This window comes from Margalitia sp. FSL K6-0131, from assembly GCF_038008735.1.
Lineage (GTDB): Bacteria > Bacillota > Bacilli > Bacillales > Bacillaceae_C > Margalitia > Margalitia shackletonii.
In genome coordinates, this window is record NZ_JBBOZS010000001.1 from 348,053 (window position 1) to 362,673 (window position 14,621).

Below are 14,621 nucleotides of genomic sequence, written 5' to 3' on the forward strand. Positions count from 1 at the left end.
TAAGTGCTAATTCGGGGAGAAAATCAAAATGCCATTAATTGTGTATAAAATTTTCATCAAGGCACCGATTGAAAAATGCTTTGACCTTGCAAGAGATGTAGAGGTACATACGAAAACGACAAGTAAAACAAACGAAAGAGCAGTGGGAGGCATCACCTCAGGCCTGCTTGAACTGGGGGATACAGTAACTTGGGAGGCAGTTCATTTCGGAATCAAGCAAAGATTAACTGCTCAAATAATCGAAATGGAAAAGCCAAATAGATTTGTAGATATTATGGTAAAGGGTGCCTTTCACTCATTTGTTCATACACATCAATTTATGGACCAGGGGGAAGGAACCATCATGATTGACCAGTTTCAGTATAAATCTCCACTAGGTCTCATTGGGGTTTTAGCCGACAAATTATTTTGGAAAAATATATGAGAAAATTCATTATTTCTCGCGCAAACGAATTAAAAAAAATTGCGGAAAAGGGAGGCAAATACATATGAAACTAATTGATACCACTCCATTCTTTTTGAATAACTATGAACCTAGCATTCCTTTCTTAAGAAGCTATTATGCCGAATACCCAGATATTTTCGAGGTGTATTTTTCTTCCCATTGTAAAGATACAGATGAAAGACACACCGCATCGATTGAAAAGTACCCACAATATTTTTCAACGATAAAAGAAGTTCATCAAAATGTTATTCCAATCATAAAGGAAGTAACAGAAGAATATTCTAAACTGTATCAAGTTACGTTTCCGATTGATGTTCACTTGATTGTTGGAGGATTCGGTTCCAACGCATATACTTATCGGCAAATCATTCCTAACATTACATTCGCTTTAGAAAAATTATCACCAGATCCAGATCACTTAAGAGTAATAGTTGCCCATGAATTTGGACACGCTGCCCAAAATATTTTGACTGATAATGCGGGGATGGATTGGACAAAAGCAAAGTGGAACAGCCCTCTGATTTGGTCTTATCGGGAAGGAGTGGCAACCCATTTTTCGAGGAAAATTGCTCCGGGCTTACATCCGTCTATTTACTTTTCGTATAACGACGAAGGGAAGGAATGGCTTGACTTTGCAAATGAAAACGCAAATGAAATTAAAAGCGCATTTGCGGAAGACTATCAATCTCTCACAACGGAGGAATTGTATCTTGAATGGTTCTCCATCAATGGCGGTAATAAATTTGGCTATAGTAGATTAGCCTATTTTATTGGGGAGATGTTTTTTCAAGAAGAGATTGATAGATTGGGAGAAATAGGGGCGATTATAGCCTGGAAAGAGGAAGACTTTGAAGACCGTATAAAACAATGGCTGTTGTGTATAGGGGATGAAGCGAAATGAGGGGGCCGGTCTCTTGCCACACCTAATTGAAAATCAAGTTCGGTCTGCACTGTTCTGGAGAAAGAAGGATTATGCCTATTAATATAGAACCTTAACAGTAACTCTTTTAATAAGATACATTGTCTAAAAGTGATAGACGAAAAGGTAATGTGAAGTCTTATTAAACTATCAAAGCAAATATAAAGGAGAACGAATTAATGAAAAATATTTTAGTACTAGGTGGTACACGTTTTTTTGGCCGTGAATTGGTGGAGTTACTGATTGAAGAAGGACATAATGTTGCGATCATGACTCGGGGTAAATCCGGCAATCCATTTGGTGACAAGGTAGAACATCTTGTCGGAGATCGTTCCAATAAGGAAGAACTGGCAAAAATAGCAGAAGATCGTACATTTGATATTGTTTATGATAATATTTGCTTTTCCCCAAATGAAGCTTATGAGTTTTGTGAAGTTTTCAATGGAAAAATTGGCAAGCTTGTTTTCACCTCTACACTTTCTACATATGAAATGGATGGGAAAGTAAAAAATGAGGATGATTTTAATCCTTATCATTATGAAATTCGTTTTGGCAATAGTGAAGATTTCTCTTACGGGGAAGGAAAACGTCAAGCGGAAGCTGTTTTCTTTAAATATGCGAAATTCCCGGTTGTAGCAGTTCGCTTCCCTATCGTAATGGGAGAAAATGATTATACACGCCGTTTACATTTCCACGTTGAACGTGTAGCAAATGGAGAGCCAATCGGATTTTTAAATATGGACGCAGAAATGTCCTTTATCCAAGCAACAGAGGCAGCACGGTTTTTAAAATGGGCTGGCTTCTCAGAAGTGGAGGGGCCATATAATGCAACAGCAAGCGGGAAGATTGCATTATCTGAGTTAATAAAATTGGTCGAAGAAGCTACTGGAAAATCAGCAAAAATCTCCTTAGTTGGAAACGATGAAATACGCTCACCTTATGCGATTCCTGCTTCTTGGTATATGACAAATGAAAAGGCAACAAACAGTGGTTTCCAATTTACTAATTTACATGATTGGTTGAAACCATTGATTGAAGCGATTGCGAGTAATAAAGAATAAAGGTAAATTTAGCTTTCGCCATATTGAAGAATCCATTTTGATCAAAAATGGATTCTTTTTATATTTGTAAAATATATCCTTCTAGATAATTTGATTTATTTCAAAGTAACATTTTCCACATTACAACAAATAGTGACAAAAAAGTATATTAATAAAACGTTTGATTAAAATCAATGAAAACCATTGTTTTATGAGGGACTTCCGATTTATTACATCGAAAAACATGATATTAATTGACGAAGAATTTTCCTTTATATCTTTTTCAATCCTCTTACATCCTTACTAAACAACGGAGCCAATCCCATTAACATCGCCCATGTACCTGCGAAGTAAAAAATATACCGAATTGGAATATGATCGGCTAAATAGCCGCCGAGAAAGACGGTAGCGGGCATCATGAATGCGGAAATACTAGTAACAAGAGAATCCACCCGAGCACGGTATTTTGCATCCACAAGTGTAATAAAAAGGGTGCCTACTACAACTCCTTGAAAAATACTAAAAAATGTTTGTATAGCGAATAAAATAAAAGCAAATACCAATTCATTTACGGTTCCCAATAAGACCATGCAACTGCAAGATATAATTTGTGCACCTGATAGAATAATTACAGGTTTGATTTTTTTTACTACTTTACCAGCAAAAAGGCCAGTCACAATGGAGACAGCTACACCAATAGCCTCAAAAAAGCCATACTGTGACGAAGTAGCTCCATATTGTGTTTTAAGGAGAACAATATATAAATATCCAATCGAAACAATATTTGTACCCATATTCATAAACGTAAGTGCAAGTAATGCATTATGTCCCCGTAAAATTTTTACTCCTTCCTTAAACTCTTTCCAAAATTCCTTTTTCTTTTGGTTTTGCTGTATTTTCTTTGATTCATATTTAGGAAGTACCAACCATTTTACCAATGCGGCTGCAAGGATGAATAAAACAGAATGTGTCAACAAGACTCCGATAAACCCAATTAACGAGAGCAAAAATCCTGCAATAGCATTGCCTAGTAAAGAAGCAGTATTGTTTGCTGAAGACAAATATCCACTCACTATTGGAATGCGATCTTTCCCTATAAGAGAAGGCAACAAACGGTTTCGTGATGGAAAAATAAATAATTGAGCTACATCATTAAGGATAACCATCACCATAACAGAAAAGACTATGTAATCAATGAAAAAAACATATGATAAAGCTAATACTACTCCAATCAACGCCATCGCAATATACGCTTTTTGCATAGCTGACTTTGGATTGGTTCGATCTACAAGCACCCCTATAAATGGCCCCGCAAATACATTCACAATAAAGGAAATAGCGGCAATGGCTGAGGTTAAAAAGGCAGACCCAGTACGTTCCAGCACATACCATGAAACACAAAGCGTATAAATCGCTTCGGCAATGCTCCCAATTGCGGATGTACTTACAATTAGAGACATGTTTCTTTTTATAAACGAGTTAGGTGCTTCTTGTTTAATTTGGGCAATTTCTGTTTCCATGTTTATGTCCCTTTCTTTAATTTATTTAAAAATAATATTAAATATATTTAAAAATAAATGCAACTAAATTTTTAAAAATTTTTAAAAATAAAATTAAATATATTTAAAATGTGATACAATATGGTTATCGATTGAACCGAAAAGGAGTTTACAAATGACTCATATAGGGGAAAAAATAAAAAAACTGAGAAAAGAAAAGAAGCTTACTTTAGCGGATGTGGCAAAAGACCAAATGTCTCCGGCAATGGTCAGTTTAATAGAAAATGGAAAATCCAAGCCATCAGCTGAAAATTTAAAGCATATTGCTGATCAATTAGGGGTAAACGTTTCGGATTTGTTAGGTGGAGGACTAACAAAAGAGGAGTTAAGGAATGAGTTAACCTATCTATTGGATATGTTGGATGGTATGGCTGATTCCGTTAAATTAGAAAAAGCTATTACTCATATTAAAAAGTTGCTTCCTCAGTTAGGAAGTGATTTTGCGTCTGCAAGAATTTATGAAATTTACGCTCGCAGTCTATTTTCTTATTATCTGTATTACAAATCGCAATATGATCTGCTAGATGATAGGGATTGGGCAATACATGCTGCACAAGCGGAGAAATTATATAAAGATCTGCAAATGGAAAGCAGAGTATTGAAAATGCGCTTTTTCTTTGCATATGTTGAATCCTTTCATGGGAACTACCAAAAAACATTGGAACTCATTAATACGGCCCTTAACAATGTAACAGGAACGGATTATGAAACGATTTCCGTTCAAATTGACCTAATGCTATTGAAAATGGACATACTGGATTCATTAGGTGATTTTGAAGGAACGGTTCGGCTGCTTGATGAAATTATACGATTCTCCAATAAACATGTTATGCTAAATCGCTTTTTTGAAATCCATAACCGCGGAGCTTTAATGTACTACAATATCAATAATTTTTCGCTTGCAAGAGAATATGTGGATAAAATCAATAAGTTTTTCGAAATCGTTGATAATGATCACCTGTATCTTGAAAAAGAAATCATTTTGACGCACTATGCAGAGTTTTATGAGAACGACCCTGAAACAGCGCTTGAAATGGCAATGGAGTATGAAAAGAAACTGCAAAACATGGAGTCATTAAACGAAAACTGGAAAATCATATACGGAGATTCCGCAGTAGATATGAAAGCCAGATGTTATACAAAGCTGAAACAACCGGAAAAAGCATTACCTTTATTCAGAGAATTACTAAAAGAAGACAATAAACATGTTTTTGAGTACTCTCCAATGGACATTGCGATTCGGGAGATAAATAAATCATACCAAGCTATATGTTATAAGGAACTTGGTCAACCAGAAAAAGCCACGGAATATGCTCTGGAGGCTATAAAAAGGCTGCGTCAATATCCGCACACTGCGTATTATCAGTTTGCAAGAAATGTTTTGCAGGAGATTCAGGTGAAGGCATGAAGGTATATATTTAACGGAGAAGGAGGTATTTTTAGAATGACAACTTCAAATAAAAATTTAAGAACCTGCGAAAAAGGACACAAATATTATAAAAGCAGTGATTGCCCGGCTTGTCCGATTTGTGAGCGGGAACCAATACCTGAAAATGGATTTCTTTCCATCCTATCTGCACCAGCAAGACGAGCGCTAGAAAACAACGGGATAACCTCTATACAAGAGCTAGCAAAGTATACAGAAAAAGAGATATTGAAATTTCATGGGATGGGACCAGCTTCATTGCCCAAACTTAGATCTGCTTTAGAGGAAAATGGGTTATCTTTTAGAAGCTAATAGATAAGATTACATCCTTAAAGATAAATAAATTTAACGGTTGGGGGTAAGTTCCAACCGTTTTTATGATTCATTGATTTGGATATTCTACTCGTTCCACACTTATTCGACACATGCAATTTTAATCAAACGTTTGATTAAATTGACTGAATCGTTAGTATTAAAGGTTATATTTAAGGATATGAATGCGAAAAAGGTTGCTTTTTGAGGAGAACACTACCCCCCACCACTTACTTTCCAAAATTAATAATCCAAAAGTTCAGCAATGCTAAGGGTAAAAAGAGAAATATGCAGATACCGTTTAAAATTATAGCAATAGCCCTCCTTTTTGCTTTTCCTCCATCTCCAAGACAAGCTAAAATAAACCCGATAAGAGGGAAGATCATAACGATGATCAGTGTAAGGTTTAAATAATGATAATAAAAATAATGTGAGGATGAAAAAAGAGATTCTACCATTTTAGCCATAACAGAAATAGAAAAAAATAAGTAAGATAATGCAATAAGCCTTTTTCTCATACAACAACCTCCTGTATTTTATTACGCCTATTTATTATAAAAATCACGATACTTTAAGGAATCAAATATAAAACAAGATGTTTAATCCTTATAACTAGGAATACTAAAAAAATTAATGCCAGTATGGATGAGACATAGGACATTATTGCACCAACGTTATACCAGACCATTGTATCCTTTCCCCAATACGCCATGTCTTGGAAAAGCATGCTGAAGATAAAACCTATTGTGGAAAAAATGAAGGTTAAAGCGGTACTATATGGAGATATAATGAAATTTTTCATAAGTAGCCCCTCCGAATTATCCTTGATTATCTAATTCGTTTAAACGTCTTAAAGTTTCTTCTTTATCAAATGAGCTAAACCAACGATAATGTTTGTCATCTAAAATACGATAATGCTGACTGATTAAATTTTGCTGCAAACGGAACCTTCCTTTAGTAACTATTTCCTTCCACCAAACTTTTCCGCCCAATGATTTTTCCTTAGGACGGTTAATTCCGTTATGTGCAATGGTTTCCATCACCTCTAACGGTTCATTTCCCAAAATAGATTGCAACACTTCGCTGTCTTGGAACAGTGCACATATTGCCACTGCATTTGTCCATCCCGATAAAGTTCTGCCTTTTTCAATTTGCACCAGAGTTTTTTTGGAAATGCCGATTACTTCCGCCATTTTTTCCTGTGAATACCCCTTTTCCAAACGAATTAGCCTAAATTTGTTAGAAATAAGTTCAATGACTTGATCTCGATTCATACAATCATATCCTTTTTAGTTACATTTTGTGGTAATTGGTGTAATTTTACACTATTCGTTGCTGTGGTGCAAGGAAATTTTACCTTAATTACCACTAATGAAATTTTGTATTCTAAAAATATTGAATATTTCGTTCTATAAATATAGAATAAAATTAATGAAAAATTTCGAATGAGGTGCAAAAATGGATGTCCTAAATCTGACAAGCCGAAAAAGAAAGACATATAAGATTCAATTAAAATACTCCATTCTCTGGGAATGTGCACTGGGGATTGCGGCTATTACCAATGCTCGTTTACTGCATACCTTGGACAAGCCGGCCAGTGTTTGGGAGGAGATTCGTAGTGGGTTATCACAAGAAATGCGACAACAACTAGATTTTGTAGAAGAACATAATACATGGAAAGCATTGCTTCAATTACTGCATCAACAAGACTTCTCAGAATTACCTTCCTTTATTTCTTACATAAAAGAACTTTCCAATTTAGAGCTGAAATTTATTTGTCTCCCTTTTATCGGAAGTGAATTTCAGGAAATGAGACAACAGTCGGTATTAGGGGATGCTGCATCTGTGAAAGAGATGAAAAATCTAACGAGTGATAATCCATTTTTTCCGGATTACATAGAATTCATCTGTAATGCGGATGGCGACCTGTTAAAAGAACATTTGATTGCGGTGGTGAGCGGTTGGTATCAATTTGTTTTAAAAAAAGATGAGGAAAAAATCCAATCCATCTTAAAAACAGATTACGAATCGAAAAAAAGGATGGCGGATAAATTAACGCCGGAGGAACTGGTAGAATGGGCAACTGGTGGAGTAACCTATAACCCTGAGCCTAGTGTGAATTATGTACTTTTAATCCCGCAATATACTTATCGGCCTTGGAACATTGCTGCAGATTTAGAGGATACAAAGGTGTACTATTATCCAGTTGCAAACGAAAGCATTTATCCAAACGATCGTTACGCTCCCAATAACTTTTTAGTATTAAAACATAAAGCTCTCGGTGATGAGGCGAGGTTAAGAATCGTTAAGTTGTTGTATGAAGGAGATCGGACTCTACAGGAAATCACCGAACATTTAGATGTAGGAAAATCTACTATTCATCATCACTTAAAAATATTGAGGTCTGCAAAATTAGTAGAAATCATTGATTCGAAGTATTCATTAAAGAGAAAGTCACTTGATATGCTAGCGAAGGAATTGGAGTATTTTTTGAAAGGGTAGGTGGTTACCGAAAATAGGGGAGAATCTCCCAACTTATGAAGTAATAGCAATAGCGGACACTGAATCCGTTATTTTAATAAATTATCAAGAATGGAATAAATTAGCGGACACTGGTTCCGTTAATTGCATAAAAACACATGAAAATCACCGCATTTTAACCAAAAAGCGGAATCTGTGTCCGCTAACATATGAAAATAGGCAGTTTTGTCACACATAAGGGATCTGGTGTCCGCAATTGATGAAATTCAAAGTGGAGTACCGAAAAATTGGAGAATCACCGAATTGATTAAAGGGTGGCACCTAAATAAAAAATTCTTTCAAAGGTGTGTTCAAATTGAATAACATTCTACTAAAAAATCGTTCATTTCTATCTGTTTGGATGGGAAATGCCGTCTCGGAAATAGGAGGAGCATTTGGAACCTTTTGCAATTCGATTCTAATCTATCAGCTAACTGGCTCTAAAATGGCACTCAGCAGCATGTGGCTTTTATACTTCATCCCATCCCTCGTCATACAATTGATCATCGGACCGTACATTGACAGGTGGAGCAGAAAGCGAATTATGATTTTCTCACAATGGACAAGGGGAATAGTTTTTCTGATTCCACTGGTTTCATTATTAAATGGCCAACTTGAATCCTGGCATATCTACACAGTCCAAATAATAGTTGGTTTAATAACTCCTATTTACACTCCGGCGAACCAGGCTATTACTCCGACTATTGTAGCGAAAGAACAAATTAGTAAGGCAAATGCCTATATTGATGGAACTGTCAGATTGATGACGTTCCTTGCACCAATTTTAGGAGGTATTGTAGTCGAATATATAGGGGAAAAACTAACACTTTTATTTGTTAGTATCCTGCTGATTCTAAGCGGATCACTGCTCCTTTTTATAAAAGAAAAAAGAGTTCACCAAAATGTGCGGAAAACTTGGCTGGAACAATTTAAAGAAGGACTATTTTATTTCTTTACTCAACCTGTAATTGTTTGGTTAGGAATCTTTCTTGCTTTTGTTCAATTTGGAGTAGGGGTTACGATGGTGACAAATCTCCCTTACATAACAGATGAATTATCAGGCAGCTATGCGGAGTATGGTTATTTTATGGCCGGTTTCCCATTGGGATATGTTATTGGCTCTATGCTTGTCGGTAAAATAAGACTAAAAAGTCGAAGGGTGCTCATGTTAGGCTCGTTAGTGATTGGCGGTTTAACATATGTATCATTAGGTTTTAACTATAATATTTATTTTGCTTGTATAACGGAGGCGGTAGCAGGAATTGTCATGGCATTTTTCAGTGTATACAATATCACCATTTGCCAACAAACAGTACCTAATCATTTAATGGGAAAAGTTTTTTCCGTAAGACTATTGATTATTAGAGGTGTCATGCCAATCGGTGTGGGGTTAGGCGGTGTATTAAGTGATGCCTGGGGAATTCGGCCATTATATATATTGATAGGGTCCATTATCTCCGCAGTATCTTTACTAGGAATATTGCTGCCTTATTTTCGATTTCTTGATCAATCAGTTGAGAAAAGGGAAGCAGCATAAGAAGGATATTCGTACAGAATAGTAGAATCCAATGTTATAACTAGTTTAGGTGGGTGTGAAAAAATGTTTGCATCGCAGAGTATCCTTTCCACTTGGAGGAAATTTGATCAATTCCCAATGGAGACATTAACGAAAGCATGGTTTTATCATCAGGATACGAAAAAGAAACAAAGAGACGTATCCTTGATGAAAGAGCATCGGGAACAGTATGGGATTTCCGGAAATTGCTTTGATCTTGCCATCTGGATTCTGGATGAATTTCATAAAGACGGGATAGAGGCATATCCAATTGGTCATCATTTAGGAACGAGTCATGCCCATGTTGCGATTATTGCTTTAGATGCATATGGAAATCGGTTCTTATGTGATCTTGGGGACCAATGGCTTCAGCCCATTTTAATCGACAAACATCATGATGAGTTTACAGAGGAAAAGCTGCCCGGATTTTTCCCTGCGGCTGACGTACAAGTGAAGCCAAGGGAAAGGGAAGTAGAGATTCTCTATCACCGTCCAAACGGAAAAATTTCAAAACAGGTTTATGACACTGCCCCAATTGACCAAACTGAATTTTTACAGGCAGCCGAGTTCTCTCAAAATCTATTAAAGCCGCAGCCATTGCTAGAATGCAGAATCCCATATAAATCGGAAATTGCCCATTGGGAATTCTACAATTGGGAAAGCTTTTTAAGCACTACAGAAGGAATATTCCATGATTCCAAACTTACAAGAATAGAAGATTGGGCGAATTTAATACATGGAAAAACAGGTTATGATTTTCAGTTTTTAATGAATGTATTAGAAATTTATAAAAATTGGAGAAGTAATAATCATGCAATACACAATCCGTAAAATGCAATTAGAGGATATTCCTCATGTTCAAAACGTAGCAAAGGTAAGCTGGAATGCAACGTACAAAGGCATTATCCCCATACATGTTCAGGAAAAGTTTTTAAAATATGCCTACAATGATGAAATGATGCAAAGGAGATACGAGCGGTCCTTTATTTTTGTTGCAGAAGTAGAAGGGAAAGTCATTGGGTTTGCAAACTTTTCTCCTTTAAAAGAGAACGGGGAGGCGGAGCTTGGCGCAATTTACCTGTACCCGGAATATCAAGGGGAAGGAATAGGAACAGCCTTATTAAATGAGGGAATCAAATATTTGGAAGGTGTTAAAGAGATTTATATAAACGTAGAAAAGGATAATATAATCGGAAAAAATTTTTATCATGCGAAGGGATTCGAGGTAGTTTCTGAGTTTGTTGATCATTTTGAAGGGTATGACCTTAAAACAGTTAGAATGGTTTTACAGATTGAAAAAGCGGCTTCCTGAGCAAAATATTATTTGGATGAATAGTATCTAATATGAAAAAGGGATGAGTGAGCATCCCTTTTTCATATTGTAATCTCACTAGCCTGTACTCAATGATACTCCGAAACCCAATTCGGATCCTTACTAAAATCGTAGGTTTCACCTTTTCTTAGATTTATCACTTTTCCATTGATTTTTCCAATAGTTCCATCAGGGTAGTTAATCCACATGGATCATAATTTCAAGGCCTGTCGGATTTTCCATAAACGGTTCGTTAAATTCTTTAAAAATAAAGTCTAGTCCGGAGATATCATCATGTAATGCTGGCGAAACTACGAAATTACGGATATTCAACCCTGTTGAACCACTCCCGTTATTCATACGGCAATCGTATTTTTCTCCAATAGATAATTCAAAAAAGGTATGTTCACGAGTGTCTGTTGGTGAATCCATTGTGCTATCCCATTCAATGATTAATTTTACAACACTGGCATTAGTATATTGATGAATAGAAGTAACGGAATAAAATCTCCCATCCTTTTCAACGGATTTCTGAACCGGTATGAGTTTTCGGAAACCATTTGGTTCAACCATAGGCCGATAATGCTCTTCTACTTTCAATGACCAAAATATGGAATGTAAAAAATTCTCATAAAAGCCGTATTTCGTTGCCCAAGCAGAGATGTATTCATTAAATGGCATACCCGGGCGGTTGTTAGAGATTTCCTTTCTTTGCTTCAACAATTCACAAATTTTTTCGTCAATAGGAACAATTCGTTCGTCATAGTAATCAGATTGTGGTTGATGGTGGATTCTCTTCATTATTTCCCTCCAGAAAATTTTTCTTAAGTTTATGTTAACAAATAATGGAATAAATAGATACAAGTTAACGGTGTAATTGTTTCATTTTTCCCTATAGTTCGAAAAAATGATATATAATGGCAATATTAACTGATAGGGGTGATTGGATGGGAGCAGAAAAACTAAATGAAGATTTACCTGTTTTAGAAACGGAGCGGCTTTTGCTACGGAGGATAACGTTAGACGACGTAGAGGATATTTTCGCATATGGTTCAATAGAAGAGGTAACAAGATATGTGACTTGGGATCCCCATCGTACTTTATCAGACACAATGGAATTTGTTCAGTTCATTCTTAATCAGTATGAATACAACAAACAAGTTGCTCCCTGGGGAATCGAATATAAAGAAAATGGAAGATTGATAGGAACCATCAATTTTATTTCATGGCAGCCAAAACATAAAAGTGCAGAACTCGGATACGTAATTTCTCCGGATTATTGGGGGAAGGGGATTGGTACCGAAGCCACAAAGAAAGTCATTGAATATGGATTTGAAAATATGGACTTAGTTCGTATTCAAGCAAGATGCCTAGTAGGAAATATCGGTTCCAGCCGCGTAATGGAGAAGGCGGGGATGACTTTCGAAGGGATATTAAGAAAAGTGGCCTTCATTAAAGGGGAGCATCAAGATTTAAAGGTGTATTCTATTTTGAAGGATGAGTTCTTATTGTAAATAAAGAAGGGTTGGGGGGAACATGAAACGGATCATAAGTATTTTTGTTACATTATTAATTTTGCTGGGCATTAATTATGCTGTAGCATACTATACAAATACCAAGTTCATAGATTATTCATTTGGTGTGGGATTAGTCTTTAGCATTATCATATGGTTTTTCACATCGAAAGGCGGTCTAACCTCTCGTATAACGGATGGAATCGTCCAAATGGAATCAACGAATTTTAAATTAAAGGCAGACACCTATAAATTTTCACCCAATGCGGCTTTTTTTACATCACTTGCTTATACTCTAGTAGCAATTATTATTACCTTTTATTATTATCGACAATATTTCTTTTAATAAGGGAGCGATGAGTGATGCAAAGTCCGATAGTAAATCAAATCAACACGATTTTTGTTCATGTTAGTGATTTGGGAAGATCTGTAGAATGGTATTCAAAATTACTTGATCAGGAATATAATTTAGCAGAGGTTCATCGGCCCGTTTATAACATGAAGATCAATCATCATACTGGTCTAACATTAGATGCAGGTCCGTCTGGAACAGCAAAACAAATCAATCCTTCTGGGAATCCACTATTTAATTTTCATACAAATGATATTGATGAGGCATATGAATATATTAAACAGTTAGGATACAAAATGGAATCGGATATTGTTCGTTTTGAGGATTTTGCATTTTTTACTGTTAGTGATCCTGATAAAAATATTGTTATGATATGTACCGGTTGAGGAATTTGTATTTCCAATATAAAAGCCTGGTGAAATCAGGCTATTTATAATGCCTCTCTTAAAACTTAATGTTGATATTGCATAATAATATAAGGTCAATTTATTGGGATTTTCCTTAAGTGTATTCTTCTATCAAAAAAATCACCTTACTGCTAATAAGACAATAGGAGCAAGGTGATTTTTAATAATCAAGCATAAACGCAATCTCGTATGGGGGCTATACGTTTAGCGGGACGCTTTTGGCGGTTGGCAAACGTCACATTTACGTTGGTGATTATTTTTAAACTTCGTAAATGTTTTTTCAAAATTGTTACCGCATGCACATTTAAATAATAGCTTTTGAGAAAAGCCATGATATTCCGTCGTTAGCAACTTGCTGTCTGAATTGTTCTCAACAAATTCTTTAATTTTATCGATTGTCCATCGTTTATTCATTCTCTACACCTCCATATTTTATCGCTAGACGGAGCTTTTATGGCGTCCGTTCCATTATGAGCATCTTCATTATGTCCTAACCTGCGTTATTTTGAATATTTTACTATCCTTTTTAGTCCTGATTAAACCACAGTGGATCTTTGTCATCAACATCGCCATTATAATTGATTAGAATCTCATCCCCTGCTTTTATATCTGTGTAAGCATAGAAGTCAAATGTGTGGTTTTTAAAATTAATCTCATAATTCGCATTAGGTTCATAAGAATGGTTAAACAACATTCCATAACCTAGAAGGATCGCAGAATGATTTATCCCATACTCAAAGGCGTAATCAGCGAGTAAGGTTTTCTCGATGTATTGATGCTGGTCGTTTGGATAAGCAATGACAGGTGCTTCATGTATAAGCTCACCTTTTTTGATATCGCATGTAGCAAATACCCCTCTATTGAATTCTCCATCACTTAGGAGAGATGTTTTTATCTCAATCATGTTATTCGCCTACCCACTCTAAAAATTTTCTTCCTAACTGTAACATTAAATTGAAGAGCATACAAAATACTAACAACATTTAACTTAAAGAAATATTTTAATTAACTAGGAAAACGATCATCTAGTAATAACGCTAGAAAGGAAAAGTTGAGCATTCCCATTTTTACAAGGACACAGGATACGCTATTCTCTAAAAAAACCTTATTTTCATCATATTAGAGGACACAAATTCCGTTATAATATGAAATTCATTCGAAAATAGCCGTCATTTGCCATTATAACGGAACGAGTGTCCGATAAACTTCTGAAATCGCCCCTTTTGTCACAGATAACGGAATCTCTGTCCTATAGGAGAT

At 35.7% G+C, this 14,621-nt stretch carries 17 protein-coding genes and 1 pseudogene; 12 read left to right on the forward strand and 6 right to left on the reverse strand.

All coding sequences use genetic code 11. The features are described 5' to 3' along the window. Nucleotides 1-28 precede the first annotated feature (28 nt). The 3 genes and pseudogenes from NSQ59_RS01800 to NSQ59_RS01810 all read left to right on the forward strand — a co-directional run bounded on the left by NSQ59_RS01800 (nucleotide 29) and on the right by NSQ59_RS01810 (nucleotide 2,425). A pseudogene (locus tag NSQ59_RS01800) lies at nucleotides 29-492 on the forward strand (SRPBCC family protein). Beyond that, nucleotides 489-1,346 carry a hypothetical protein gene (locus tag NSQ59_RS01805; RefSeq protein WP_340828827.1) on the forward strand — a complete coding sequence of 286 codons (858 nt, stop codon included), beginning with the start codon at nucleotides 489-491 and terminating at the stop codon, nucleotides 1,344-1,346. Before NSQ59_RS01800 ends, NSQ59_RS01805 begins: the two are co-directional and overlap by 4 nt. A gap of 197 nt (nucleotides 1,347-1,543) precedes the next feature. Beyond that, complete coding sequence (locus NSQ59_RS01810) at nucleotides 1,544-2,425, forward strand: NAD-dependent epimerase/dehydratase family protein (RefSeq protein WP_055737979.1); 882 nt, start codon at nucleotides 1,544-1,546, stop codon at nucleotides 2,423-2,425. Nucleotides 2,426-2,676: 251 nt separating this feature from the next. On the opposite strand, the gene NSQ59_RS01815 is transcribed toward NSQ59_RS01810, so the two are convergent. Continuing rightward, the gene (locus NSQ59_RS01815) at nucleotides 2,677-3,924 is read right to left on the reverse strand and encodes an MFS transporter (protein WP_235950665.1); all 1,248 of its coding nucleotides are present in this window, start codon (nucleotides 3,922-3,924) and stop codon (nucleotides 2,677-2,679) included. Between the two features lie 154 nt (nucleotides 3,925-4,078). Here NSQ59_RS01815 and NSQ59_RS01820 point away from each other — a divergent pair, with 154 nt between their 5' ends. Both NSQ59_RS01820 and NSQ59_RS01825 read left to right on the forward strand, forming a co-directional pair. Then, a complete protein-coding gene (locus NSQ59_RS01820) occupies nucleotides 4,079-5,371 on the forward strand; it encodes a helix-turn-helix domain-containing protein (protein ID WP_055737980.1) in 1,293 nt (430 codons plus the stop codon). A gap of 36 nt (nucleotides 5,372-5,407) precedes the next feature. Next, nucleotides 5,408-5,701 carry an RNA polymerase alpha subunit C-terminal domain-containing protein gene (locus NSQ59_RS01825; protein ID WP_055737981.1) on the forward strand — a complete coding sequence of 98 codons (294 nt, stop codon included), beginning with the start codon at nucleotides 5,408-5,410 and terminating at the stop codon, nucleotides 5,699-5,701. A 230-nt stretch (nucleotides 5,702-5,931) separates the two neighbouring features. On the opposite strand, the gene NSQ59_RS01830 is transcribed toward NSQ59_RS01825, so the two are convergent. Beyond that, on the reverse strand, nucleotides 5,932-6,219 hold the full coding sequence (locus NSQ59_RS01830) for a hypothetical protein (RefSeq protein ID WP_055737982.1): 288 nt from the start codon (nucleotides 6,217-6,219) through the stop codon (nucleotides 5,932-5,934). Nucleotides 6,220-6,519: 300 nt separating this feature from the next. After that, the gene (locus tag NSQ59_RS01835; RefSeq protein ID WP_055737984.1) at nucleotides 6,520-6,975 is read right to left on the reverse strand and encodes a helix-turn-helix transcriptional regulator; all 456 of its coding nucleotides are present in this window, start codon (nucleotides 6,973-6,975) and stop codon (nucleotides 6,520-6,522) included. Between the two features lie 184 nt (nucleotides 6,976-7,159). On the opposite strand from NSQ59_RS01835, the gene NSQ59_RS01840 reads away from it, so the two are divergent. The 4 genes from NSQ59_RS01840 to NSQ59_RS01855 all read left to right on the forward strand — a co-directional run bounded on the left by NSQ59_RS01840 (nucleotide 7,160) and on the right by NSQ59_RS01855 (nucleotide 11,088). Next, entirely contained in the window at nucleotides 7,160-8,203 is a 1,044-nt protein-coding gene (locus tag NSQ59_RS01840; protein WP_340828833.1) for an ArsR/SmtB family transcription factor, read from the forward strand. A gap of 334 nt (nucleotides 8,204-8,537) precedes the next feature. Further along, nucleotides 8,538-9,758, forward strand: coding sequence for an MFS transporter (locus NSQ59_RS01845; RefSeq protein WP_083489175.1), 1,221 nt, complete (start codon nucleotides 8,538-8,540; stop codon nucleotides 9,756-9,758). 63 nt (nucleotides 9,759-9,821) lie between these two features. Beyond that, a complete protein-coding gene (locus NSQ59_RS01850) occupies nucleotides 9,822-10,607 on the forward strand; it encodes a hypothetical protein (protein ID WP_055737987.1) in 786 nt (261 codons plus the stop codon). Continuing rightward, entirely contained in the window at nucleotides 10,588-11,088 is a 501-nt protein-coding gene (locus tag NSQ59_RS01855; protein ID WP_055737988.1) for a GNAT family N-acetyltransferase, read from the forward strand. Before NSQ59_RS01850 ends, NSQ59_RS01855 begins: the two co-directional genes overlap by 20 nt. Before the next feature lie 198 nt (nucleotides 11,089-11,286). Here the strand turns inward: NSQ59_RS01855 and NSQ59_RS01860 are convergent, their stop codons facing one another. Beyond that, nucleotides 11,287-11,889: a hypothetical protein gene (locus tag NSQ59_RS01860; protein WP_055737989.1), complete on the reverse strand. Its 603-nt coding sequence runs from the start codon at nucleotides 11,887-11,889 to the stop codon at nucleotides 11,287-11,289. Between the two features lie 146 nt (nucleotides 11,890-12,035). Between NSQ59_RS01860 and NSQ59_RS01865 the strand changes: the two genes are divergently transcribed. From NSQ59_RS01865 to NSQ59_RS01875, 3 genes are read left to right on the forward strand one after another with little or no spacing between them, the layout of a single operon-like run. Beyond that, nucleotides 12,036-12,602, forward strand: coding sequence for a GNAT family N-acetyltransferase (locus NSQ59_RS01865; RefSeq protein ID WP_055737990.1), 567 nt, complete (start codon nucleotides 12,036-12,038; stop codon nucleotides 12,600-12,602). Between the two features lie 22 nt (nucleotides 12,603-12,624). Then, entirely contained in the window at nucleotides 12,625-12,948 is a 324-nt protein-coding gene (locus NSQ59_RS01870; RefSeq protein WP_055737991.1) for a hypothetical protein, read from the forward strand. A 17-nt stretch (nucleotides 12,949-12,965) separates the two neighbouring features. Further along, on the forward strand, nucleotides 12,966-13,340 hold the full coding sequence (locus tag NSQ59_RS01875) for a VOC family protein (RefSeq protein WP_055737992.1): 375 nt from the start codon (nucleotides 12,966-12,968) through the stop codon (nucleotides 13,338-13,340). A 225-nt stretch (nucleotides 13,341-13,565) separates the two neighbouring features. Here NSQ59_RS01875 and NSQ59_RS01880 read toward each other — a convergent pair whose 3' ends face one another. Together NSQ59_RS01880 and NSQ59_RS01885 are read right to left on the reverse strand one after the other, a co-directional pair. Then, nucleotides 13,566-13,775, reverse strand: coding sequence for a hypothetical protein (locus NSQ59_RS01880; RefSeq protein ID WP_055737993.1), 210 nt, complete (start codon nucleotides 13,773-13,775; stop codon nucleotides 13,566-13,568). A 112-nt stretch (nucleotides 13,776-13,887) separates the two neighbouring features. Beyond that, the gene (locus tag NSQ59_RS01885; protein WP_055737994.1) at nucleotides 13,888-14,265 is read right to left on the reverse strand and encodes an SET domain-containing protein; all 378 of its coding nucleotides are present in this window, start codon (nucleotides 14,263-14,265) and stop codon (nucleotides 13,888-13,890) included. Nucleotides 14,266-14,621 lie beyond the last annotated feature (356 nt).